The 21867-nt window shown below is 67.4% G+C and carries 24 protein-coding genes and 1 pseudogene; 9 read left to right on the top strand and 16 right to left on the bottom strand.

All coding sequences use genetic code 11. The features are described from left to right. Positions 1-9 precede the first annotated feature (9 nt). The 5 genes from QE385_RS12670 to QE385_RS12650 form a co-directional block, all read right to left on the bottom strand. Positions 10-981: an agmatine deiminase family protein gene (locus QE385_RS12670; protein ID WP_307104718.1), complete on the bottom strand. Its 972-nt coding sequence runs from the start codon at positions 979-981 to the stop codon at positions 10-12. 11 nt (positions 982-992) lie between these two features. Beyond that, the gene (locus QE385_RS12665) at positions 993-2624 is read right to left on the bottom strand and encodes a M28 family peptidase (protein ID WP_307102353.1); all 1632 of its coding nucleotides are present in this window, start codon (positions 2622-2624) and stop codon (positions 993-995) included. Positions 2625-2748: 124 nt separating this feature from the next. After that, positions 2749-3117 carry a hypothetical protein gene (locus QE385_RS12660; RefSeq protein WP_307102352.1) on the bottom strand — a complete coding sequence of 123 codons (369 nt, stop codon included), beginning with the start codon at positions 3115-3117 and terminating at the stop codon, positions 2749-2751. Between the two features lie 123 nt (positions 3118-3240). After that, positions 3241-3855, bottom strand: a complete 615-nt coding sequence (gene rpsD / locus QE385_RS12655; RefSeq protein WP_183950038.1) for a 30S ribosomal protein S4 — start codon at positions 3853-3855, stop codon at positions 3241-3243. Between the two features lie 160 nt (positions 3856-4015). Beyond that, a complete protein-coding gene (locus QE385_RS12650) occupies positions 4016-4240 on the bottom strand; it encodes a hypothetical protein (protein WP_307102349.1) in 225 nt (74 codons plus the stop codon). Positions 4241-4342: 102 nt separating this feature from the next. Between QE385_RS12650 and QE385_RS12645 the strand changes: the two genes are divergently transcribed. Continuing rightward, entirely contained in the window at positions 4343-4651 is a 309-nt protein-coding gene (locus QE385_RS12645) for a chorismate mutase (protein ID WP_307102347.1), read from the top strand. Positions 4652-4777: 126 nt separating this feature from the next. Here QE385_RS12645 and QE385_RS12640 read toward each other — a convergent pair. From QE385_RS12640 to rpiB, 5 genes and pseudogenes are all read right to left on the bottom strand, one after another. Beyond that, positions 4778-5826 (bottom strand): annotated as a pseudogene (locus QE385_RS12640) (TrmH family RNA methyltransferase). A 172-nt stretch (positions 5827-5998) separates the two neighbouring features. Beyond that, positions 5999-6466, bottom strand: a complete 468-nt coding sequence (gene nrdR / locus QE385_RS12630; protein ID WP_307102340.1) for a transcriptional regulator NrdR — start codon at positions 6464-6466, stop codon at positions 5999-6001. Then, positions 6467-6658 (bottom strand): hypothetical protein, encoded by a 192-nt coding sequence (locus QE385_RS12625; protein WP_058731921.1) that lies wholly within the window; start codon positions 6656-6658, stop codon positions 6467-6469. Between the two features lie 6 nt (positions 6659-6664). Continuing rightward, positions 6665-7963: a serine hydroxymethyltransferase gene (glyA, locus tag QE385_RS12620; protein ID WP_307102337.1), complete on the bottom strand. Its 1299-nt coding sequence runs from the start codon at positions 7961-7963 to the stop codon at positions 6665-6667. Between the two features lie 19 nt (positions 7964-7982). Next, positions 7983-8426, bottom strand: coding sequence for a ribose 5-phosphate isomerase B (rpiB, locus tag QE385_RS12615; protein WP_307102335.1), 444 nt, complete (start codon positions 8424-8426; stop codon positions 7983-7985). Positions 8427-8544: 118 nt separating this feature from the next. Between rpiB and QE385_RS12610 the strand changes: the two genes are divergently transcribed. Then, positions 8545-8991, top strand: a complete 447-nt coding sequence (locus tag QE385_RS12610; RefSeq protein WP_307102333.1) for a hypothetical protein — start codon at positions 8545-8547, stop codon at positions 8989-8991. A 244-nt stretch (positions 8992-9235) separates the two neighbouring features. Here QE385_RS12610 and hemA read toward each other — a convergent pair whose 3' ends face one another. Further along, complete coding sequence (hemA, locus tag QE385_RS12605; protein WP_373424665.1) at positions 9236-10477, bottom strand: 5-aminolevulinate synthase; 1242 nt, start codon at positions 10475-10477, stop codon at positions 9236-9238. A gap of 147 nt (positions 10478-10624) precedes the next feature. Next, positions 10625-11422 carry a glutamate racemase gene (murI, locus tag QE385_RS12600; protein ID WP_307102328.1) on the bottom strand — a complete coding sequence of 266 codons (798 nt, stop codon included), beginning with the start codon at positions 11420-11422 and terminating at the stop codon, positions 10625-10627. Between the two features lie 105 nt (positions 11423-11527). Between murI and plsY the strand changes: the two genes are divergently transcribed. The 4 genes from plsY to topA all read left to right on the top strand — a co-directional run bounded on the left by plsY (position 11528) and on the right by topA (position 16414). Continuing rightward, positions 11528-12133, top strand: coding sequence for a glycerol-3-phosphate 1-O-acyltransferase PlsY (gene plsY / locus QE385_RS12595; protein WP_307102326.1), 606 nt, complete (start codon positions 11528-11530; stop codon positions 12131-12133). Further along, positions 12126-13205 (top strand): DNA-processing protein DprA, encoded by a 1080-nt coding sequence (gene dprA, locus QE385_RS12590; RefSeq protein ID WP_307102324.1) that lies wholly within the window; start codon positions 12126-12128, stop codon positions 13203-13205. The genes plsY and dprA overlap by 8 nt, the downstream gene beginning before the upstream one ends. Next, positions 13202-13708 (top strand): GNAT family N-acetyltransferase, encoded by a 507-nt coding sequence (locus QE385_RS12585; RefSeq protein WP_307102323.1) that lies wholly within the window; start codon positions 13202-13204, stop codon positions 13706-13708. Before dprA ends, QE385_RS12585 begins: the two co-directional genes overlap by 4 nt. A gap of 114 nt (positions 13709-13822) precedes the next feature. Then, on the top strand, positions 13823-16414 hold the full coding sequence (topA, locus tag QE385_RS12580) for a type I DNA topoisomerase (RefSeq protein ID WP_307102321.1): 2592 nt from the start codon (positions 13823-13825) through the stop codon (positions 16412-16414). A 126-nt stretch (positions 16415-16540) separates the two neighbouring features. On the opposite strand, the gene QE385_RS12575 is transcribed toward topA, so the two are convergent. The 3 genes from QE385_RS12575 to panC all read right to left on the bottom strand — a co-directional run bounded on the left by QE385_RS12575 (position 16541) and on the right by panC (position 18065). After that, on the bottom strand, positions 16541-16789 hold the full coding sequence (locus QE385_RS12575; RefSeq protein ID WP_307102319.1) for a hypothetical protein: 249 nt from the start codon (positions 16787-16789) through the stop codon (positions 16541-16543). 54 nt (positions 16790-16843) lie between these two features. After that, the gene (locus QE385_RS12570) at positions 16844-17146 is read right to left on the bottom strand and encodes a hypothetical protein (RefSeq protein ID WP_307102317.1); all 303 of its coding nucleotides are present in this window, start codon (positions 17144-17146) and stop codon (positions 16844-16846) included. 76 nt (positions 17147-17222) lie between these two features. After that, the gene (panC, locus tag QE385_RS12565; RefSeq protein WP_307102315.1) at positions 17223-18065 is read right to left on the bottom strand and encodes a pantoate--beta-alanine ligase; all 843 of its coding nucleotides are present in this window, start codon (positions 18063-18065) and stop codon (positions 17223-17225) included. A gap of 75 nt (positions 18066-18140) precedes the next feature. Between panC and QE385_RS12560 the strand changes: the two genes are divergently transcribed. From QE385_RS12560 to pgmG, 3 genes are read left to right on the top strand one after another with little or no spacing between them, the layout of a single operon-like run. Next, the gene (locus QE385_RS12560; RefSeq protein ID WP_307102313.1) at positions 18141-18968 is read left to right on the top strand and encodes a division plane positioning ATPase MipZ; all 828 of its coding nucleotides are present in this window, start codon (positions 18141-18143) and stop codon (positions 18966-18968) included. A 22-nt stretch (positions 18969-18990) separates the two neighbouring features. Continuing rightward, positions 18991-19260, top strand: coding sequence for a DnaJ domain-containing protein (locus tag QE385_RS12555; RefSeq protein WP_307102311.1), 270 nt, complete (start codon positions 18991-18993; stop codon positions 19258-19260). Then, positions 19253-20626, top strand: coding sequence for a phosphoglucomutase/phosphomannomutase PgmG (pgmG, locus tag QE385_RS12550; RefSeq protein WP_307102309.1), 1374 nt, complete (start codon positions 19253-19255; stop codon positions 20624-20626). The genes QE385_RS12555 and pgmG overlap by 8 nt, the downstream gene beginning before the upstream one ends. 134 nt (positions 20627-20760) lie before the next feature. Here pgmG and QE385_RS12545 read toward each other — a convergent pair whose 3' ends face one another. After that, positions 20761-21867, bottom strand: coding sequence for a M14-type cytosolic carboxypeptidase (locus QE385_RS12545; protein WP_307102307.1), 1107 nt, complete (start codon positions 21865-21867; stop codon positions 20761-20763).

Raw genomic sequence — 21867 nt, 5'->3', positions numbered from 1 at the left:
CGATTCGGATCAGCGCGCCGGGATCTGCTGCGAGATGCAGTGGAAGCTGCCGCCGCCGGTCAGGATCGCGTCGGCGCGCAGGCCGATGACCTGATGGTCGGGGAAGATCGCCTGGATCGCGGCGACGCCCGCATCGTCATTCTCGCTGCCATAGATCGGCACGACGACCGCCGCATTGCCGATATAGAAGTTCATATAGCTGGCGGGCACCACCTCTTCGTCGCGCAGCACGCGGCCGGGCGACGGGATGGTCACGACCTCCAGCCCGGCCGCCTCGGCGGTCCGCTTGGCGGCGGCATAGACCTGCCAGTTGGGGTCGTTCTCGGCCGCCTCGGGCATGGCGACCCGGTTCGGTCCGACGAAGCGCGCCAGATTGTCGACATGGCCGTCGGTATGGTCGTTGAGCAGGCCGTCGCCTAGCCAGACGATCCGCGTCAGCCCCAGGTCGCGCGCCAGCCGGTCGGCGATCGCCGCCTCGCTCAGCTCGGGATTGCGATTGGGGTTGAGCAGGCACTGGCGCGTGGTGATGACCAGCCCGGTGCCGTCGCCGTCGATCGCGCCGCCTTCCAGCACCCAGTCGCACACCGTCGCCGCGATACCGCGATCCTCGGCCAGCCGCGCGCCGACCGTATCGTCACCGGGCAGGTCGTATTTGCCGCCCCAGCCGTTGAACTGGAACAGCCGTGCCGATCCGTCGCCGGTGACGATCGGGCCGGTGTCGCGCAGCCAGATATCGCCGAAGGGCTGGACGATCACCTCCGCCGCGTCGCCCGCCATGGCCCGCGCGGCATCGGCCGCCTCGCCGTCTGCGGCGACCAGGATCACCCGCTCGCCCCGGCCATCGGCATGGACGGCGCGGGCAAAGGCCAGCACCTCCTCGCGCGCAGGCTCCAGATCCTCCTGCCACAGCTCGGGATGGCTGGGAAAGCCGATCCACACGGCGTCATGCGGGGCCCATTCGGGCGGCGGGGGCGTGGTCACGGTCTGCGTGGTCACTGGACGTTCTTCCTGCTTTGATCGCGAATGGCGCGAAATTCGGCGGTGGGATACCAGTTGGGCCACAGGCCCGGCCGGTCGGCCAGCGTCCTGCCCAATTGATAATAGACCGTCAAATCCTCGACCGCGCCCGACCAATCCCAGCGGGGATCATATTCGTCGGCGGGCTTGTGATAGCGGTTGGCGACATAGTCCTCGGTCGCCTTCTTGCCTGCGGCGATCCCACCCATCACCTTGTCCTGCCCCGACCCGCCGTCGAGCATCGGCACGCCCAGCTTGGCGAAGGAGAAATGGTCGGAACGGTAATAGCTGCCGCGCTCGGGATTGGCTTCCTCGCCGATATAGCGGCCCTGCCGGCCGACAAAGCCCTTGGCCAGATCCTCAATCTCGGACTTGCCCTTGCCGACCAGCACGAAGTCCTTCGAGCGGCCCGTCACGTTCAGCCCGTCCATGTTCACGCCCCCCACGGTCCGCGCCAGCGGGAACACCGGATGCTGCGCATAATAGCCCGAACCGAGCAGCCCGCTTTCCTCCGCCGTCACCGCCAGGAACGCGATCGAGCGCTTGGCAGGCCCCGCCTTTGCTTGCGCCTCGGCCAGCGCGACCAGCCCGGCGATGCCCGTGGCATTGTCGAGCGCGCCGTTGCAGATATCGTCGCCGTCCACCGCGTCGCAGCGGCCCAGATGGTCCCAATGCGCCGAATAGAGGACGTAATCGCCCGGCTCGGTGGTGCCGGGCAGGACGCCGATCACATTCTTGGATGCCTGGCGCCGGATCGTGTTGGCGAAGCCGCCCGACAGGGTCAGGCCCAGCGGCACCGCCTTGAACCCCTTGGTCTGCGCCGCCCTGGTCAGACTGGCGAGGTCCTGGCCCGCCGCCTTCAGGATGCGCTCGGCCACGGGCTGCTGGATCCAGCCGATGACCTGGCTCTGATCCATATGATCCCCCGCCTCGTCCAGCTCCAGCTGCGGCCCGGTCCAGGAGGACTGGACCACCGCCCAAGGGTAAGCGGCGGGTTCGGTCTGGTGCACGATCAGCGCGGCGGCGGCGCCGTGCTTCGCGGCATTCTCGAACTTATAGGGCCAGCGACCATACCAGGTCATCGCGCGCCCCTCGAACGGCCCATCGCGCCCCATGGTCTGCCAGTCGGCATCGTTGATCAGGATGACCACCGTCTTGCCGCGCACATCCACCCCGGCATAATCGTCCCAGCCCTTTTCGGGCGCGGTGATGCCATAGCCGACAAAGACCATCTCGCTGTCCTTCACGTCGATCCGGGGCGTGACGCGATAGGTCCCCGCCACCATGTCGGTGCGGTAGGCCAGCGAAATGGGCTGCCCCTTGCCCGCCACCGTGAAGGGCTGGACGTCGGTCGCGGTGATCTCGACCATCGGCACGTCCTGGGTCCAGCTGCCCTTATTGCCGGGCTTCAGACCGGCCTTCTGGAAACGGTCGATGATATAGGCGACCGTCTTGTCCTCGGCGGGCGTGGTCGGCGCGCGGCCTTCATATTCGTCGGAGGACAGGACCTGCGTCACGGTCTTGAGCGTGTCGACCGAAATGGCGGGCCGTTCCTGCGCGATGGCGGTGCCCGAGAGCAGGAGGGACAATAGGACCAGACGACGCATGATGTGCTTTCCCCTTGTGTTTGGGGAGGTTGTGCCGGGCGGCGTCGCCGAGGGCAAGCATGCCGGCGTTTGCCTTCGCTCCAGCGTCAGCTCCGGAAACGCCGTTCCGGGCCAAGGGAAAACGTCAGTCCCCCAGCGAATAGACCGACTGGAACTTGCCATTGCGCAGCCCGCCGATCGTCCACTTGGACGGCGCGCCGTTGGTGAAGTTCACCCGATATTGCTCATAGCGTTCGCCGCTTATCTGTTCGGCCTGCACGAAGGTGATCGTCTTGACGGGCCCCGCCGCCTTCAGGTCCGGCGCCATCCGGGGGAGTTGGTCCTGATACGCCTTGAGCAGGCCATCCGCCATCAGGTCGGCCGGGCAGGTGCCGCTGGCGACCGCGGTGAATATCGCGCGGAGTTGTCCGGCATATTGGCCCTGCTCGGCGGTCTGGGCCGTGGCGGCCGTCGCGATCATCCATGCACCGATGGCAACAAAACCCGGTCGCATCGCACCCCTCTCCTTGTATGGGCGGAGTATGGGCGGCCCTTCGGCATCCGGCAAGCGACGCCGAAACGAAAAAAGGCGGCCCCGAAGGACCGCCCTTTCCGCAATTCGGTAAGACCCGAAAACTTAGCGCGAATAGAATTCGACGACCAGGTTCGGCTCCATCTTCACCGGATAGGGCACTTCGTCCAGGGTCGGGATGCGGGTCAGCGCGACCTTGGTGTTGCCGTCGGCGGTGACGTAATCGGGCACTTCACGCTCGGCGAGCTGCTGTGCTTCCATGACCAGCGCCATTTCGGTCGCCTTCGAACCCAGCGAGATCTCGTCGCCGACGAAGCAGCGACGCGACGCGACGTTGCACTTCACGCCGTTGACGCGGATGTGGCCGTGGCTGACCAGCTGGCGCGCGGCGAAGATCGTCGGCGCGAACTTGGCGCGGTACACGATCATGTCCAGACGCTGCTCGAGCAGGCCGATCAGGTTCTGCGAGGTGTCGCCCTTCATGCGGGCGGCTTCCTGGTAGCAGGCCTTGAACTGCTTCTCGGTCACGTCGCCGTAATAGCCCTTCAGCTTCTGCTTGGCGCGCAGCTGCAGACCGAAGTCCGACATCTTGCCCTTGCGACGCTGACCGTGCTGGCCGGGGCCATATTCACGCTTGTTGACGGGGCTCTTGGGGCGGCCCCAGATGTTCTCGCCCATACGGCGATCGAGCTTGTACTTCGCGCTCTGACGCTTCGACATCTTAAATCCTTGGCAATTACGAACGACGTTGGTCCCGGTATCGCACCATGCAAGCCTTTATGGGGACAAGCGCAGGCCCACCGCTTCACCGGGATGCGGGGGCAATTGCGAAGGGGCGCGCCTAACCGAGACGCACCCCGGAGTCAAGCGAAGCGGCGGATCAGCGGCCGTTGGCGGTGCTCAGCCGTCCGGCGGTGCTTTCCACATCGTTGCGGGCATTGGCAGCGATCTCGTCCCATTCCGCCTGGGTCTTGCAGATCCGCTTGCTGGCGAGGCGCGAGCCGGTGGTTTCCTGCGCGCGGCAGATCTTCTTTTCCTTCACCGGTGCGGGGGTGGGTTCGGCCTGTTGGCCGGAAAGCGCAAGCAGCAGCAAGGTGGTCAGCATCGTCCTATCTCCCAATTGGAACGAAGCCGCAGCCTATCGCGCGCCAGCCGCGACCCGCAAGCCGGACTGGACAGCGCGAACGCCGCCCGGCAGAGCTTGGCCATGACCCAGATTCTCGCCGGACCCGATTGCACCACCATGGCGGAGGTTCGCGCGGGCGTCGACCAGCTCGACCGCGAGCTGGTGGCGCTGCTTGCGCGCCGCTTCGGCTATATGGACGCCGCCGCGCGGATCAAGCCGAGCCGCGACCGCGTGCGCGACGAGGATCGCAAGACCCAGGTGATCGAACAGGCGCGGGCCGAGGCCGAACGGCTGGGCCTGCCCGGCGCCGTGATCGCCGAGATGTGGGACGTTCTGGTCGAAGGGTCGATCGCCTATGAACTGGCGACCTTCGACCGGACTCGGGGGTAAGGCGACCCCAATCCCGTTCAGGCTGAGCGTAGTCGAAGGCCAAGGGCCATCCCCCGCCAAGCGGTCCCCGTGGCGGAGATCACGGCGTGGCCTTCGACTCCGCTCAGGCTGAACGGAGGTGGTACGTTACCGCTCGCGCGGGCGGGCCAGCGTCGACAGTACGCCGCGCAGGGTGCGGATTTCCTGGCTCGACCAGCCGGGCTTGGTCAGCAGGGTGCGCAGCGTCCGCTTGGTGGCGGGCGTCCGGTCGGGCGGGAAGAAATAGCCCGCGCCGTCCAGCATCTCCTCGAGCTGGCCGATCATGCCGTCCAGCTCGAATTGCGGCGCGACCTCGGGCAGTTCGACCTCGGGCGGCTGGGCCAGCTCGACGCCCTTCGACCATTCATAGGCGATCAGGATCACCGCCTGGGCCAGGTTCAGGCTGCCGAATTCGGGGTTGATCGGCACGGTGACGATCTTGCGCGCGATCGCCACGTCGTCGGTCTCCAGCCCCGATCGCTCGGGCCCGAAAAGGAAGGCCGCCCGGCCGGTCGTGTCGGCATGGATTTCGCGCGCCGCCTCTTCCGGGGTCACGACCGGCTTGGTGACGCCGCGCTTGCGCACGGTGGTGGCATAGACCTGCGCACAGTCGGCGACCGCATCGGCGACGCTCTCATAGACCTTGGCCTGTTCCAGCACCGTGTCCGCGCCCGAGGCGGCGGGCCCCGCCTGCGGATTGGGCCAGCCGTCGCGCGGGGTGACGAGGCGCATCTCGACCAGCCCGAAATTGAGCATGGCACGCGCGGCCTTGCCGATATTCTCGCCCAGCTGCGGGCGAACCAGGACGATGACGGGGGGCTGGGATTTGTTCACGTTCACTCTTCCGTTCGCCCTGAGCGAAGTCGAAGGGCACGTTCCGCGCGCGGTATCGCGGCTTCTTTCAGCGCCGTCCAGTCCGATGCGATTAACGCGGCCTTCTTGGTGCGGGACCAGCCTTTGATCTGGTGCTCGGCGGTAAGGGCTTCGTGGCGGGTGGGGAAGTCCTGCGACCATGCCAGTTCGACCGGGCGGCGGCTGTGGGTGTAGCAGGGGATTTCGCCGGTCTGATGCTGGGCGATGCGGTGTTCGAGATTGTCGGTGTGGCCGGTGTAATAGCTGCCGTCGGAGCAGCGGAGGATGTAGCAGTAGAAGGCCATTCACTTTCCCCGAAAGCGAGCACCGCAAGGCTATCGCTTTCGGGATTTGGGGCAAGGGAAATCCCTTGGGCTTCGACTTCGCTCAGCCTGAACGGCTGCCTTGTTAAAGCCAAATAACTCCTAACCTCCGTTCAGGCTGAGCGAAGTCGAAGCCCACGCCCCGAACCTCACCTCACTCCCCCTTCGGCGCCACTTCCTCAACCGTCCCGGCAAAAGCCTCGAAATCCTTGGCCTCGCCGAACTCGCGATACACGCTGGCGAAGCGGATATAGGCCACCGAATCCAGGCGCTTCAGCCCTTCCATCACCATCTCGCCGATCCGCTTGGACGATACCTCGCCCTCGCCGCTGGTCTCCAGCTGGCGCTGGATGCCGGACACCAGCTTTTCCACCCGCACCGGGTCGATCGGGCGCTTGCGGGTCGCGATGGCGATGGAGCGGAGCAGTTTTTCGCGGTCGAACGGCTCGCGCCGCTCTTCGCTCTTCATCACGGTCAGTTCGCGCAGCTGGATGCGCTCGAAGGTGGTGAAGCGCGCGCCGCAACCTTCGCACTGGCGGCGGCGGCGGATCGCCGCCCCATCTTCGGTGGGGCGGCTGTCCTTTACCTGACTGTCTTCATGGCCGCAAAAGGGGCAGCGCATTCAGATCTTCTTCTTGTCGCGTTTCCAATAGGCATAGGTGGCTCCGGCCACCGCACCTAGCGGCATCGTAAACGGCAACGGAATGGCGATCACCGCACCCAGAGCCGCCCACTTGGCCATCGACTTGCCCAGGCCCGGCGTGTTCTTCACGGTTTCCGGCACAGCGTTGATCTTGTCTTCGAAGCTGCTCATGCGTCCTTATCCCTGATAGATCGGAAAGCGTGCGCAAAGCTCACGCACACGGGCACGAACGTTCGCCTCGACCTCGGGGTCCCCATGCTCGCCCTTGGCCTTCAGACCGTCGAGCACATCGGCGACCATATGGCCGATCTGCTCGAACTCCGCCGGGCCGAAACCGCGCGTGGTGCCCGCGGGCGAGCCGACGCGGATGCCGCTGGTCTTCATCGGGGGCAGCGGATCGTTGGGGATGCCGTTCTTGTTGCAGGTGATGCCCGCGCGCTCCAGCGCCTCGTCGGCGTCGCGGCCGGTGATGCCCAGCGGGGTCAGGTCGACCAGCGCCAGATGCGTGTCGGTGCCGCCCGCGACCAGGTTCGCGCCGCGCGCCTTCAGCGTCGCCGCCAGCGTGCGGGCATTTTCGACCACCGCCGCGATATAGGTCTTGAACTCGGGCTGGAGCGCCTCGCCGAACGCGACCGCCTTGGCGGCGATGACGTGCATCAGCGGGCCGCCCTGCAGGCCGGGGAAGACCGCCGAGTTGATCTTCTTGGCTACGCCCTCGTCATTCGTCATGATCATGCCGCCGCGAGGGCCGCGCAGCGTCTTGTGCGTGGTGGTCGTCACGACATGCGCATGGCCGAAGGGGGTCGGGTGCAGGCCGCCCGCGACGATGCCCGCAAAGTGCGCCATGTCGACCATGAAATACGCGCCGACCTCGTCCGCGATCGCGCGGAACTTGGCGAAGTCGATGACGCGGGGATAGGCCGATCCGCCGGCGATGATGATCTTGGGCTGACACTCGCGCGCGATGCGGGCGACCTCGTCATAGTCGATCAGGTGCGTCTCGGGGTCAACGCCGTACTGGACGGCGTTGAACCACTTGCCCGACAGCGCCGCCTTGGCACCGTGCGTCAGGTGACCACCGGCGTCGAGCGACAGGCCCATGATCGTGTCGCCGGGCTTGGCCAGCGCCAGCATCACCGCGCCGTTCGCCTGCGCGCCCGAATGCGGCTGCACGTTGACGAAGTCGCAGCCGAAGATCTGCTTGGCGCGGTCGATCGCCAGCTGCTCGACCTCGTCCGACGGCGCGCAGCCCTGGTAATAGCGCTTGCCCGGATAGCCCTCGGCATATTTGTTGGTGAAGACCGAGCCTTGCGCCTCCATCACCGCCTTGGAGACGATGTTCTCGCTGGCGATCAGTTCGATCTGGGTCTGCTCGCGCTCCAGCTCGTGCGACACACCGGCGAAGACGGCGGGGTCGGCATCGGCCAGGGTGCGGGTGAAGAAGCCGGCGGGCTGGACGTCGTTAAGCGTGCTCATTGCGGATATCCTTGGGCGTTCAATTCTGGGCGGGGGCAGCGGACAGCATGTCGACGCGGCGCTGATGACGTCCGCCCTCGAACGGGGTGGACAGGAAAGCGGTCAGGCAGGCCTTGGCCATTTCCTCACCGATGACGCGTGCGCCCATGGCGATGGCGTTGGCGTCGTTATGCTGGCGGGCGAGCGCGGCGGACAGCGGCTCGGAGACGAGCGCGCAGCGACAGGCGGGATGGCGGTTGGCGGCGATCGAGATGCCGATACCGGAGCCGCACAGCGCCACGCCGCGCTCGGCGCGACCATCGGCCAGGGCCTCGGCCACCGCATGGCCGAAATCGGGATAATCGACGCTCGCCGTGCCGTCGGTGCCCAGGTCGAGCACCTCATGCCCCTGTTCGCGCAGCCAGTCCGCCAGCACGGTCTTCAACGAGACGGCGGCATGATCGGATGCGATCGCGATGCGCATGGGACGGGCGCTCCTGACGGGGTAGGAATGGAATGAGCGCGCCTTTACGCGCGCACGGGGCGGATGGCTACCCCTTCGCGCAACGGAACGTGCGCCATGGCCAGGGGTTCTGCGCGGCATGACGCGTATCCTGATCCTCGCCGCCCTCGCCACCCTCTCCGCCTGCTCGCGCGAGGCGCCCGACTCGGTGACCAACGGCGCCGCCCCGGCCAGCGGCCCCCAGGCGGCCGCGACGGCGGGCCCGGCGGGCGACGGCGCGACCTTCAACGGCGTGCCCAAGAAGAAGGCGCCGGATTATGTCGGCCGCTGGATCGGGGTGGAGGGCATGGTCCTGAACGTGAAGCATGCCGCGACGCCCGGCCGCTATCGCCTGGAGATGCAATGGGACCTCGACCACAGGGGCGAGTTCCGGGGCGATGCGGTGGGCGACACCATCGTCTTCGAGCGCAACGGCGTGCGCGAGACGCTGCGCCCGACGGGTGGCGATGCGACCGGGCTGAAATATCTGGCGGGAAAGACCGAGTGCCTGACGGTCAAGACGGGCGAAGGTTACTGCAAGTCGTAAGGCGGGGCCGTCGGGCACGGACTCGCCTTCCCGCGAATTCCAGCGTCCAACAGCCCTATCACCCCCTGTTCCCCGGCGAAGGCCGGGGCCCAGTTACCACGCCCCCGATCGAGCGGACTGGCCAAGCGTGGGAGGCCCAAGCGAAGCCTTGGCGCATGCCTCCCACGCATCGCTCTGCGCACCATTGCCTTTGCAGCAACTGGGCCCCGGCCTTCGCCGGGGAACATGGAATTACGGAGAGGCCTTAAGCCGCCATCTTCAGTTCAAGCCGTTCCCAGATCTCGACCAAGGCCGACACCAGTTCCGCCATCATCGCCTCGTCATGCGCGGGGCCGGGCGTGAAGCGCAGGCGTTCGGTGCCGCGCGGGACGGTCGGATAATTGATCGGCTGGACGTACATGCCATATTCAGCGAGCAGGATGTCGCTGATCTTCTTGGCCTTGACCGGGTCGCCGACCATGACGGGCACGATATGCGTCTCGCCCAGCATCACCGGCAGTCCCGCGTCGCGCATCATCGCCTTCAGCCGGGCGGCGGCGGCCTGCTGGCCCTCGCGCTCGACCGCGCTTTGCTTCAGGTGGCGGACGCTCGCCAGCACGCCTGCGACCAGCACTGGCGACAGCGAGGTGGTGAAGATGAAACCCGGCGCATAGGATCGGATCACATCGACGATCATCCGGTCGGCCGCGATATAGCCGCCCATCACGCCAAACGCCTTGCCCAGCGTCCCCTCGATCACGGTCAGCCGGTGCGCGACCCCGTCCCGCTCCGAAATGCCGCCGCCGCGCGCGCCGTACATGCCGACCGCATGGACCTCGTCCAGATAGGTCAGCGCATTATACTTGTCGGCGAGATCACAGATCGCTGCGATCGGCGCGACATCGCCCTCCATCGAATAGACGCTCTCGAACGCGATCAGCTTGGGCACGCCCGGATCGGCCGCCGCCAGCAATTCCTCGAGATGCGCCAGGTCGTTGTGGCGGAAGACCCGCTTCTCGCACCCCGAATTGCGGATGCCCGCGATCATCGAGGCGTGGTTGAGTTCGTCGGAGAAGATCACGCAGCCGGGCAGGATCTTGGCGAGCGTCGCCAGCGTCGCCTCGTTGGAGACATAGCCGCTGGTGAACAGCAGCGCGGCTTCCTTGCCGTGCAGGTCGGCCAGTTCGCCTTCCAGATCGACATGATAATGGGTGTTGCCGCCGATATTGCGCGTGCCGCCCGAGCCCGCGCCGACATCGTGCAGCGCCTCCTCCATCGCGGCGATGACCTTGGGATGCTGTCCCATCGCCAGATAGTCGTTGGAGCACCAGACCGTGATCGGCTTGGGTCCGTTATGACCGGCAAAGCAGCGCGCATTGGGGAACATGCCCTTGTTGCGTAAGATGTCGATGAAGACGCGGTAACGTCCCTCGGCGTGCAGGCGGTCGATCGCCTGGGTGAAGACGCGGGAATAATCCACGCGCACGTCCGTACCGTCCATGCTCATGGGTTGGGAATGTAGGACGATGCGGCGAGCGATGCGAGTCGATAACCGCGATGACTGTGATCGATCATGGTGGACATATTGTCCCAGCGCCCCCACGGTTCCCGATGCGGATCGCTCGCAAGCCCCGTTCGGGCGGGGCGAGCGATGCTATAGCGCCTCGATCCGCGAAAAGCCGCGCGCCGCCAGCCCCGGTCGCAGGGCGGCCTCGCGCGCGCCCAGATGCGTGAACACCGCCACCCCCTCTCCCGCCGAGTCGGGCCACTCCTGCCCCTGGGTCAGAAACGCGATTCGCCGCGCGATTCCCGGCCCGCCATCGACGAAGCGCACCGGATGCGGCGCCGCAGCCGTCAGTTCCGCCTCGACCAGCGGGAAATGGGTGCAGGCGTTGACGATCACGTCGATCGCCTCGCCCCCCGGCTGCCCGAACAGCCCGTCGAGCACCGCCGCGAAGGATTCGGACGACGGCGTCTCGCCGCGCAGCCTGGCCTCGGCCAGTTCGACCAGCTCGGCCGAGCCGTGCCGGATCACCCGGCAATCGCCCGCGAACCGCGCCGCCAGATCGTCGACATAGGCCTGTCGCACCGTCGCGCGCGTGCCGAGCACGCCGATCACCCGCGTCTCGCTCATCGCCGCCGCCGGCTTGATCGCGGGCACGGTGCCCACCACGGCCACGTCGAGCGCGGCGCGGACCGCGGGCAGCGCGATGGTCGAGGCGGTGTTGCATGCGATGACGATCAGCCTTGGCCGATACCGCTCCGCCAGCCGCCCCAGCAGGGCGGGTACCCGCCCGGCAATCTCCGCCTCGGTCTTTTCGCCATAGGGAAAGCCCGCGCTGTCCGCGACATAGACGAAGGGCGCGGTCGGCAGCAGGGCGCGCGCGGGGCCCGCGATCGACAGTCCGCCGACGCCGGAATCGAAGAACAGGATGGGACGCGCATCGCTCATCCCGCCGTCTTTAAGCGCCCCCCGACGCCGAGACCAGAGCGGGCCGCGATTGGACAGGCCGGGATCGCTGTTCTATGTCTGTCCCGGAGAACCGGGGGAAGACCATTGCCGACCGACATCATCTGGGGACCGCCGAGCTGGGCCTTGCTGATCGGCTATCTGCTGGGGTCGATTCCCTTCGGCATCATCCTGACCCGGATGGCGGGCGCGGGCGATCTGCGCAGCATCGGATCGGGCAATATCGGCGCGACCAACGTATTGCGCACCGGCCGCAAGGGGCTGGCCGCCGCGACGCTGATCCTCGACATGTTGAAGGGGGTCGCCGCCGTGCTGCTGGTCCGCCACTGGCTGCCCGGCCAGGAGGTGCTGGCGGCGGCGGCGGCGTTCGTCGGCCATTGCTATCCCGTCTGGCTGAAGTTTCGCGGGGGCAAGGGCGTCGCCACGCTGATGGGCGTCGTCACCGCGCTCTACTGGCCGCTGGGCCTGATCTATGCGGTGGTCTGGCTGGGCCTGCTCGCCACCATCCGCATCTCGGCGGTGGCGGGGATGATCGCGGCGATCAGCGCGCCGCTGGCCGCCGCCGTGCTCGGCCGGTTCGACCTGGTCCTGCTGCTGATCGCGCTCGCGCTGATCGTCGTGTGGAAGCACGGGTCGAACATCGAGCGGCTGCTGGCGGGCACCGAGCCGCGCATCGGCAAGACGCGTGGCTGACGCCCGGTTCGCGCAGCTCCGGCTGCTGCGGACGCATGGCATCGGCCCGGTCACCTGGCGACAATTGATGGCGCGCTTCGGCGCGGCGGAGGCGGCGCTGGACGCGGTGCCGATGCTCGCCCGGCGCGGCGGCGGCGATGGCCCGCGCATCCCCGATCCCGCACTGATCGCCCGCGAGATCGAGGCGGTCGCACGACTCGGCGCGCGGCATGTCCTGCTGGGCGAGGCCGAATATCCGCCGCTGCTCGCCGAGCTCGACACCGCGCCGCCCGCGCTGATCGTGCGCGGCGACATCGGGCTGGCGCATCGCGGCGGGGTGGCGCTGGTCGGCGCGCGCAATGCCTCGGCCGCGTCCTGCCGCTTCGCGCGGGGGCTGGCACAGGATCTGGCGGCGCAGCATGTGCCCGTCACCTCGGGGCTGGCGCGGGGGATCGACACCGCGGCGCATCTCGGCGCGCTGGAGGGCGGCACGATCGGCGTCATCGCCAGCGGCATCGACATCGCCTTTCCCCCCGAAAATGCCCGGTTGCAGGAAGAGGTGGCGACGCGCGGCCTGCTGATCGCCGAACAGCCGCCGGGCACCCAGCCGCTGGCCCGCCACTTCCCCTCGCGCAACCGGATCATCGCCGGGCTGGCGCAAGGGACCGTGGTGGTCGAGGCCGCGCCGCGTTCGGGCTCGCTCATCACCGCGCGGCTGGCGGGCGAGGCGGGGCGCGAGGTGATGGCGGTGCCCGGCCACCCGGCGGACCCGCGCGCGCAAGGCTGCAACATGCTGATCCGCGAGGGCGCGACGCTGATCCAGTCGGCGGGGGACATTCTCGAACAGATTCGCCCGATCGACCCGCGCATGGTCCGCGCACCCGATAGCGCCTACACCCCGCCGCCGCCGCAGGAGGCGAGCGATGCCGACCGGCGGCGGGTCGGCGACCTGCTCGGCCCGGTGGCGGTGAGCGTGGACGAAATTATCCGCCAGAGCGGCCGCCCGCCCGCCATCGTCCAGACGATCCTGCTGGAACTGGAGCTGGCCGGACGGCTGGAGCGCCATGCGGGCGGCCGGGTGGCGCTGGCATGATCCAGACGGAACGCCTGACCCTGCGTCCCTATGAGGTGGCGGATTTCGACGCCTATTCCGCGATGGTCGCCGATCCCGTGGTGGTCCGTCACGCCGGTCCGCCGATGTCGGGCGAGGAAGCGTGGATGCGGCTGTTGCGCTTCGTCGGCTATTGGTCAGTATTCGGCCACGGGCTGTTCGCAGTGCTCGACCGGGTCACCGGGCAATATCTCGGCGAGACCGGCTTCATGGACTTCCGCCGCGAGGTCGTGCCGAAACTTTCACCCTCTCCACCCGAAGCAGCCTGGGTCTTCACCAGCGCCGCGCATGGCAAGGGCTACGCGTTCGAGGCCGCGACCGCCGCGCATCGCTGGATGGAGCAGCATCATGCGCCCGCCGCGACCCAGTGCATCATCGCGCCCGCCAATCTCGGCTCGATCCGCCTGGCGGAGCGGCTGGGCTATGCCTTGCACGACCGGCCGACCTATCGGGGGGAAGCGCTGCGTTTCGTTCGAGAGCGTTGAACGGGGCACCCGCACCTGCCCGAACCGCCACCGCCAACGACCCAACCCCGCTTGACGGCCCCCCGCCCCCTCCCCATCCTCGCGTACGCACATAAGGGACGCGTTTCACCACTCATGCAGCTTGTCATCGTCGAATCGCCCGCCAAGGCGAAGACCATCGAGAAATATCTGGGTTCGGACTACCGCGTCCTGGCGAGCTATGGTCACGTCCGCGACCTGCCGCCCAAGGACGGCTCGGTCGATCCCGACCAGAATTTCGCGATGGAGTGGGAGAATTACGCGGACAAGGCGCGCCAGCTGAAGGCGATCGCCGACGAGGCCAAGAAGGCCGACCGCCTGATCCTGGCCACCGACCCTGATCGCGAGGGCGAGGCGATTTCGTGGCATGTGCAGGAGGTGCTGAAGAACCGCAAGGCGCTGCCCGACAAGGTGGAGCGGGTGACCTTCAACGCGATCACCAAGCCCGCCATCCTGCACGCGATGCAGAACCCGCGCGAGCTGGATACCGACCTGATCGACGCGTATCGCGCCCGCCGCGCGCTCGACTATCTGGTCGGCTTCACGCTGTCGCCGGTGCTGTGGCGCAAGCTGCCCGGCGCCAAGTCGGCGGGCCGCGTCCAGTCGGTGGCGCTGCGCCTGATCGTCGGGCGCGAGCGCGAGATCGAGGCGTTCAAGCCCCAGGAATATTGGTCGGTGACGGCCGATATGGAGCAGGACGGCACGCCCTTCGTCGCGCGGCTGGTCCAGTGGGAGGGCAAGAAGCTCGACCGGCTGTCGATCGGCACGCAAGGCGACGCGACCCGCGCCAAGGCCGATGTCGTAGCAGGCCGCTTCGCGGTCCAGTCGGTCGAGACCAAGCCCGCGACGCGCAACCCGCCGCCGCCCTTCACCACCTCCACGCTGCAACAGGAAGCCGCGCGCAAGCTGGGCTTCTCGGCCGATCACACCATGCGGATCGCGCAGCAGCTCTATGAGGACGGCGCGATCACGTACATGCGTACCGACGGTGTCCAGATGGACGGGTCGGCCATCTCGGCGGCGCGCAAGGCGGTGGCCGAGCGCTATGACGCCTCCTATGTCCCCGACAAGCCGCGCGTCTATCAGTCCAAGGCGAAGAACGCCCAGGAAGCGCACGAGGCGATCCGCCCGACCGACTTCTCGCGCGACCGCGCCGGTTCGGGCGATCATGGCCGCCTCTACGACCTGATCTGGAAGCGTGCGCTGGCGAGCCAGATGGCCTCGGCGCGGATGGAGCGGACCACCATCGACATGGCCGACGGCACCGGCCGCCATGTGCTGCGCGCGACCGGCCAGGTCGTGCTCTTCCCCGGCTATCTGGCGCTCTATGAGGAAGGCCAGGACGACAGCCAGGACGAGGAGGCGCGCCGCCTCCCCCGCCTGCGCGAGGGCGATGCACCCGCCAAGAAGGAGGTGAAGGCCGAGCAGCACTTCACCCAGCCGCCGCCGCGCTTCTCCGAGGCGTCGCTGGTCAAGCGGATGGAGGAACTCGGCATCGGGCGGCCGTCCACCTATGCCTCGATCATCAAGACGCTGAAGGACCGTGCCTATGTCCGCGTCGAGAAGAATCGCTTCTTCGCCGAGGAGAGCGGGCGGCTGGTGACGGCGTTCCTGGAACGCTTCTTCGAGAAATATGTCGGCTATGACTATACCGCCGAGCTGGAAGAGGAGCTGGACGACGTGTCCGGCGGCCGCGCCCAGTGGCAGGCGGTCCTCGACGCCTTCTGGCGCGACTTCAAGCCGCGCACGTCCGAAGTCATGGAGCAGCAGCCCTCGGCGATCACCGCCGAGCTGGACCAGTTCCTGGCACCCTATCTCTTCCCCGAAAAGGCCGATGGCTCGGACCCGCGCCTCTGCCCCAATTGCGGCGAGGGCAGGCTGGCGCTGCGCGGCGGCCGGTTCGGCGCATTCATCGCCTGCTCCAACTATCCCGAGTGCAAATATACCCGCCGCTTCGCGCAGGGCGGCGAGGGTGCGGGCGAGGATTCAGGGCCGGAAACGCTGGGCCAGGACCCCGAAACCGGACTGCCGGTCGAGCGCAAGTCGGGTCGCTTCGGTCCCTATATCCAGCTGGGCGAGGGCAAGGACGCCAAGCGCGCCTCGATCCCCAAGGATGTCGATCTCGACCTGGAATGGGCGCTCAAGCTGCTCAGCCTGCCGCGCACCATCGGCAACCATCCCGAGACGGGCGAGCCGATCACCGCGTCGATCGGGCGCTATGGCCCCTATCTGGCGCATAGCGGCAAATATGCCCGCCTGACCTCGACCGCCGAGGTTTTCGAGACGGGCATGAACGCCGCCGTGGTCAAGCTGGCCGAAGCGGCGGCGGGCGGTGGGCGTGCCGCGCGCGGCACGGCGTCGCGAGAACCGCTCAAGGTGCTGGGCAAGCATCCACGCACCGAGGCGGAGATCAAGCTGATGGAGGGGCGCTATGGCCCCTATGTCACGGACGGCGAGACGAACGCGACCATCCCCAAGACGGTCGACAAGGACCAGCTGACGCTGGAGGAAGCCGCGCAGCTGATCGACGCACGGGCGGCGGCGGCTCCGGCCCGCAAGAAACCCGTAAAGAAGGCCGCAGCCAAGAAGGCGCCTGCCAAGACGGCGGCCAAATCCGCGACGGAGAAGAAGGCTCCGGCCAAAAAGGCCGCGCCCAAAAAGACGGCTGCGAAAAAGGCGGCGGACTGATCGCGATTGCATGACGGCGTAAATGGTCGGCGGGGATAAGCCTCGTCGATCATTCCGGTCGGCCGATGACGGAGCCGTTCCCGCGCCTGCGATCCCGAATCCCTCATGTCGCGGACATGGCGGCCTCTACGCTCCGCCTTTCCCCTGCACCGGGAACACCTTGTTCAGCATTCGCCATGCGAGAGAACCGAACAACAGCCCGGTCAGCCAGACGAACGACCTGCCTCTTGCGTTATTGACCACCATCCAGTGCGGTAAATGGCCGTATCGCTCCAGCATGATCGTGACCGACATGCCCACCAATGTCGCGACCCCGACATGAACGGCGACGCGCCCAAGACGGAGGGTCACCTGGCCGTCACTCTTGTCGTCCATCGCCCCCCCAAATCGAAAACGATCAGGGCCATCTATCGGCGGGGTGTCAGGACCTCAAGCCGCACGCATCTGCGGGACATGGCCGTAGAGCATGGCGCGGGCCTGGCGCTGCGCTTCGGCGATTTCGCGCGCGGTCATGTCTTCGGCCACTTCGGACCGTGCGATCTGCGCGGGCAGGAAGCCCGCGACCGCCGCCAGGTTGAACCATTTGTGCGCTTCGATCAGGTCCAGGCGGGTGCCGCCCGAGCCGGTCGAAAAGGCGACGCCCAGATCGTACATCGCCGCGCCGTCGGTCGCCATCTGGTCGGCGATCCGGCTTTCCATCAGGAACTGCGCGGATTTGCTGCTATTGGCCATATCCATGCCCCTCTTGCGGACACCGTGTCCACGAGCATGGGTCTATGGCCATAACGGTCACAAATTGGTTAACTCATTAACCGAGTGTGATAGCGATATTATCGATCAGTCTGGTCGATCCCATGCGCGCTGCGGCCAGCAGGCGGCGGGGACGATCGGCGGCGGGATCGGGGGCCAGCGTCTCGGCATCGGCCAGGGCGACATAGTCCACCTCGAACCCGGCGGCGGTCAGCGTGGCGCGGGCATCGGCCAGCACCGTCGCCACCTCCTCGCCCCGCCCGATCGCCCGCGCGGCGACGCCCAGCGCGCGGGGCAGCGCCACCGCCTTGGCCCGCTGTTCCTCGTCGAGATAGATGTTGCGCGACGACAGCGCCAAACCGTCATCGTCGCGCTGGGTCGGCACGCCGACGATATCGATGAGGAAATCGAGATCGGCGACCATGCGGCGGATCACCGCCAGCTGCTGGAAATCCTTTTCGCCGAAATAGGCGGCGTCGGGGCGGACCTGGTTGAACAGCTTGGCAACGACGGTGGCGACGCCGTCGAAATGGCCGGGACGCGCCTCGCCGTCAAAGCCCTCGCTGACGCCCGCGACATGGATGGTGGTCGCATGCCCCTCCGGATACATGGTCTCGACGCCGGGCATCCAGACGGCATCGCATCCCGCCTCGGTCAGCATGCGCAGGTCGGACGCCTCGCGCCGGGGATAGCGGCCCAGATCCTCGCCCGCGCCGAATTGCCGGGGATTGACGAAGATCGACGCGACCACCTTGGTTCCCGGCCGCTTCGCCGCCTCGATCAACGCGATATGCCCGGCATGGAGCGCGCCCATGGTCGGCACGAACGCCACGCGCGCCCCCTCGGCCCGCAACGTGCCGAGCGTCGCGGCCAGCGCTTCGCGATCCCGAATGACTTCCACTGATTTTACCCCTCGTTCCCCACGCCGAGGGCTTCTATGAAGGGTGGCAACGGGGATCAATAAGGAAGCGACGAGTTGCCGGAGCGGCTATCTTCAACCCACGTGATTGTTTTTGCCAATGAAAAAGGTGGCACTGGCAAATCGACGACGGCGGTCCATGTCGCCATCGCTTTGGCCGCCAAGGGGGCCCGAGTCGCCTGTCTTGATCTGGATCATCGTCAGCGTACTGTCGGCCGGTATCTGGAGAATCGCGCCGAGACGATCCGGCGCACGGGCCATGCCCTGCCCATGCCGGTCCATGCGACCCATACCACCCAGACCGAGGAGGGGTTCGAGGAGCTGTGGTTCGGCCTGTCGCAGGATGCCGATTTCCTGATCGTCGACACGCCGGGCCGCGACGACCATTTCGCGCGGACGGCGGCGGCCTTGTCCAACACGCTGGTCACGCCGATGAACGACAGTTTCGTCGATTTCGACCTGATCGGCCAGGTCGATCCGGAGAGTTTCCAAGTCACGCGCCCCAGCTTCTATTCCGAGCTGATCTGGGACGCGCGCAAGCAGCGGGCGCGCGCCGACGGCACCACCATCGACTGGGTCGTGCTGCGCAACCGGCTTCAGCATATCGAGGCGCGCAACATGCGCCGCGTGTCGGACGCGCTGACCCAGTTGTCGCGCCGGGTCGGCTTCCGGATCATTCCGGGGCTGGGCGAGCGGGTCATCTATCGCGAAATGTTCCCCAACGGCCTGACCATGATCGACTCCAAGGAATTCGGCGCGATGGGGCTGGGCCATGTCGCCGCGCGGCAGGAACTGCGCGAGATGATGGCCGCGCTCCAACTGCCCGAGCCGGGCGAGGACGGTTCCGCGCTGGGCGGCACGACCGAAACCGACGCGGCCGCATGATCGGATACGGGATGCGGACGGCGTGAAATGGCTGATCGCGCTGGCGGTGATCTGGCTGGTGTGGCGCTACATGCCCCGCCCGGCCAGGGCGGCGCGCACGCCCCGCCTGCCGCGTGACGAGGCGGAGGCTCTGGCGATCCTCGACCTGCCGCCGCATGCCGATGCCGAGGCGATCCGCCAGGCGCATCGGCGGCTGGTGAGCCAGGTCCATCCCGATCGCGGCGGATCGGCCGAACTCGCGCGGCGGGTGAACGCCGCGCGCGACCTGTTGCTGGACCGGCGTGGTGGCTGAACGCGCCGCCGCGATCCATCCCAGCGCGTGCCGCGAATATGACGTACGCGGCACCGTGCCCGAGACGCTGGACGAATCCGCCGCCTATGCGGTCGGGCGCGGCTTTGCCAGCCGGGTGCGGCGCGCAGGCGGCTCCCGCGTCGCGGTCGGGCGCGACGGCCGGCTCAGCTCGCCCGCACTCGAGGCCGCGCTGGTCGAGGGGCTGTGCGAAAGCGGCGTCGATGTCGTCCGGCTGGGGCTGGGCCCCACCCCGATGGTCTATTTCGCCGAAGCAACCCTAGGGGTGGACGGCGCCGTACAGGTAACGGGCAGCCACAATCCCCGCGACGACAATGGCTTCAAGATGGTGCTGCACCACCGCCCGTTTTTCGGCGAGGATGTGCAGGACCTGGCGCGGATGGCGCGGACGCGCGACTGGACCACAGGCCAGGGGCGGGTGAGCGAACACGCCATTCTCGACGCCTATGTCGACCGGCTGATGGCGGGCTATGCCGGGGGTGCCTATCGCATCGGCTGGGACTGCGGCAGCGGCGCGGCGGGCCCGGTCATCGAGAAGCTGGTCCAGCGCCTGCCGGGTGAGCATCACACGCTGTTCACCGATGTGGACGGTCATTTCCCGCATCATCACCCCGATCCGACGGTCGAGAGCAACCTAGACGCGCTGAAGCGACTCGTGGCCGAGAAGTCGCTCGACTTCGGATTCGCTTTCGACGGCGACGGCGACCGGATCGGCGCGATCGACGGGCTGGGCCGCGTGATCTGGGGCGACCAGATCCTGATGCTGCTGGCCGGGCCCGCACTCGCCGAGCATCCCGGCGCGCCGATCGTCGCGGACGTGAAGGCCAGCCAGGCGCTGTTCGACCATATCACGACGCTGGGCGGCCAGCCGGTGATGTGGAAGACCGGACACAGCCTGATGAAGACCAAGATGGCCGAAACCGCCGCACCGCTGGGCGGGGAGATGTCGGGCCATATGTTCTTCGCGGGCGAATGGTACGGGTTCGACGATGCCCATTATGCCGCGATCCGCCTGATCCGCAGCGTGCATCTGGCAGGCCGCTCGATGACCGAGCTGCGCGGGGCGATGCCCGCGATGGTCGATATTCCCGAAACGCGGATCGTCATATCCGAATCGGACAAGTTCGCGATCGTCGACCGGGTGGCGGCGGCGCTGGCCCGTGACGGGGCCGAGGTCAACGACACGGATGGCGTCCGGGTGCGGACGGCGGATGGCTGGTGGCTGTTGCGGGCGTCCAACACGCAAGCCGCGCTGACCGTGCGGGCCGAGGCCGGGAATGCGGCGGGGCTGGAGCGGGTGCTGGCGGAGTTGGACCATTACCTCGCGATGGAGGGGGTACACCGGTAACGCCGGGCGTGGCCTTCGACTTCGCTCAGGCCGAACGAAGGTTGGGGAAATCGGCGTAACATCCGTCGCTCCGTTCAGCCTGAGCGCAGTCGAAGGCCAAGGGACGCCCCTCCGGAGCGCCCCCCACTCCCCGATCAGATGTCCCCGATCATCTCCGACAGCACTTCCAGGCACGACACGCCCAGCTTCGCCGACCGCTCGCCCGACCAGCCATGGACCGCGTCGGGATTGGGATCATGGTCCTTGAACGGCATTTCCAGCGTCACCGACACCGCGCCGAACCGCTCGGCGAGCTGGTTGGTGGACATGGCGAGGTTGGCATTGCCCGCGCTTGCCTTTTCATAGCCCATCTGGGTCTGGAAATCGGGGGTGTGCGCAGCCAGGCGGCGACCGAATTCATAGAATTTGGCGCCATGCTCCTCGGTCCAGCTCGGAATCCCCTCGAACCCGGCGATGAAGTTCGCCGGGATCGCCTCGTCGCCATGGACGTCGATCGCGAAGTCGACGCCGGTCCGGTCCATGCGGTCGCGCACGCACAGCACTTCGGGGCTGCGCTCGGGGCTGGGCGCGTGCCATTCGCGGTTGAGGTTCACCCCCACCGCATTGGTGCGCAGATGCCCGCGCCGCGTGCCGTCCGGATTCATGTTGGGCACGATATGCACCGTCGCCGCCGCCAGCAGCGACTCCGCCGCCGGGCTGGTCAGCCAGTCGAGCGCGCCCTCCATCCACCATTCGGCCATCGATTCGCCCGGATGCTGGCGGGCATAGAGCCACACCTGCTTCGCACCCGAACCGAGGCGGAAATAGTCGATCGGCTGGCCGTCGAGCGTCTGGCCGATCTCTTCGTGATGGACGCCGCGCGCGGCGATCCGCGCGACCAGGTCGTGGTGGCGCTCCATCGTATAGGGCGCGAAATAGGCGAACCAGACCAAGTCCGATTCGCCCGTCCACTGCCACTCGATCACCCCGTCGGCATAGCGGGTCGGGGTCATGCGCCAGTCCTGCCGGTCGGTCGAGGTCCGGACATGATAGCCCGGCCAGCCATCGGCAAAGGCCGAGCCTGCACCGTTCAGGATCCGGAAGGTCAGCGTGCGCCCCTTCACCCCACCGGCCCGGAAATAGAACCACTGGTAGAAGTCCGAATCCCGGTCGTTCACGATCTCCAGGTCGACCCGGTCGCCCTCGATCCCGACAAGGCGGATATTGCCGCCATCGAAGGCGGCGTTGATGGTCAGCGTCAT

The organism is Sphingomonas sp. SORGH_AS_0950, assembly GCF_030818415.1.
GTDB lineage: Bacteria > Pseudomonadota > Alphaproteobacteria > Sphingomonadales > Sphingomonadaceae > Sphingomonas.
The sequence above is the reverse complement of the archived record's forward strand: the minus strand, read 5'-3'. Positions and strand labels throughout refer to the sequence as shown.

Excerpts from the sequence above, each read along its gene's own strand:
- QE385_RS12665 (WP_307102353.1), bottom strand. The coding sequence starts at position 2,624 with ATGCGTCGTCTGGTCCTATTGTCCCTCCTGCTCTCGGGCACCGCCATC.
- QE385_RS12660 (WP_307102352.1), bottom strand. The coding sequence starts at position 3,117 with ATGCGACCGGGTTTTGTTGCCATCGGTGCATGGATGATCGCGACGGCC.
- rpsD (WP_183950038.1), bottom strand. The coding sequence starts at position 3,855 with ATGTCGAAGCGTCAGAGCGCGAAGTACAAGCTCGATCGCCGTATGGGC.
- QE385_RS12650 (WP_307102349.1), bottom strand. The coding sequence starts at position 4,240 with ATGCTGACCACCTTGCTGCTGCTTGCGCTTTCCGGCCAACAGGCCGAA.
- QE385_RS12645 (WP_307102347.1), top strand. The coding sequence starts at position 4,343 with ATGACCCAGATTCTCGCCGGACCCGATTGCACCACCATGGCGGAGGTT.
- nrdR (WP_307102340.1), bottom strand. The coding sequence starts at position 6,466 with ATGCGCTGCCCCTTTTGCGGCCATGAAGACAGTCAGGTAAAGGACAGC.
- QE385_RS12625 (WP_058731921.1), bottom strand. The coding sequence starts at position 6,658 with ATGAGCAGCTTCGAAGACAAGATCAACGCTGTGCCGGAAACCGTGAAG.
- glyA (WP_307102337.1), bottom strand. The coding sequence starts at position 7,963 with ATGAGCACGCTTAACGACGTCCAGCCCGCCGGCTTCTTCACCCGCACC.
- rpiB (WP_307102335.1), bottom strand. The coding sequence starts at position 8,426 with ATGCGCATCGCGATCGCATCCGATCATGCCGCCGTCTCGTTGAAGACC.
- QE385_RS12610 (WP_307102333.1), top strand. The coding sequence starts at position 8,545 with ATGACGCGTATCCTGATCCTCGCCGCCCTCGCCACCCTCTCCGCCTGC.
- hemA (WP_373424665.1), bottom strand. The coding sequence starts at position 10,477 with ATGAGCATGGACGGTACGGACGTGCGCGTGGATTATTCCCGCGTCTTC.
- murI (WP_307102328.1), bottom strand. The coding sequence starts at position 11,422 with ATGAGCGATGCGCGTCCCATCCTGTTCTTCGATTCCGGCGTCGGCGGA.
- QE385_RS12585 (WP_307102323.1), top strand. The coding sequence starts at position 13,202 with ATGATCCAGACGGAACGCCTGACCCTGCGTCCCTATGAGGTGGCGGAT.
- topA (WP_307102321.1), top strand. The coding sequence starts at position 13,823 with ATGCAGCTTGTCATCGTCGAATCGCCCGCCAAGGCGAAGACCATCGAG.
- QE385_RS12575 (WP_307102319.1), bottom strand. The coding sequence starts at position 16,789 with ATGGACGACAAGAGTGACGGCCAGGTGACCCTCCGTCTTGGGCGCGTC.
- QE385_RS12570 (WP_307102317.1), bottom strand. The coding sequence starts at position 17,146 with ATGGCCAATAGCAGCAAATCCGCGCAGTTCCTGATGGAAAGCCGGATC.
- QE385_RS12545 (WP_307102307.1), bottom strand. The coding sequence starts at position 21,867 with ATGACGCTGACCATCAACGCCGCCTTCGATGGCGGCAATATCCGCCTT.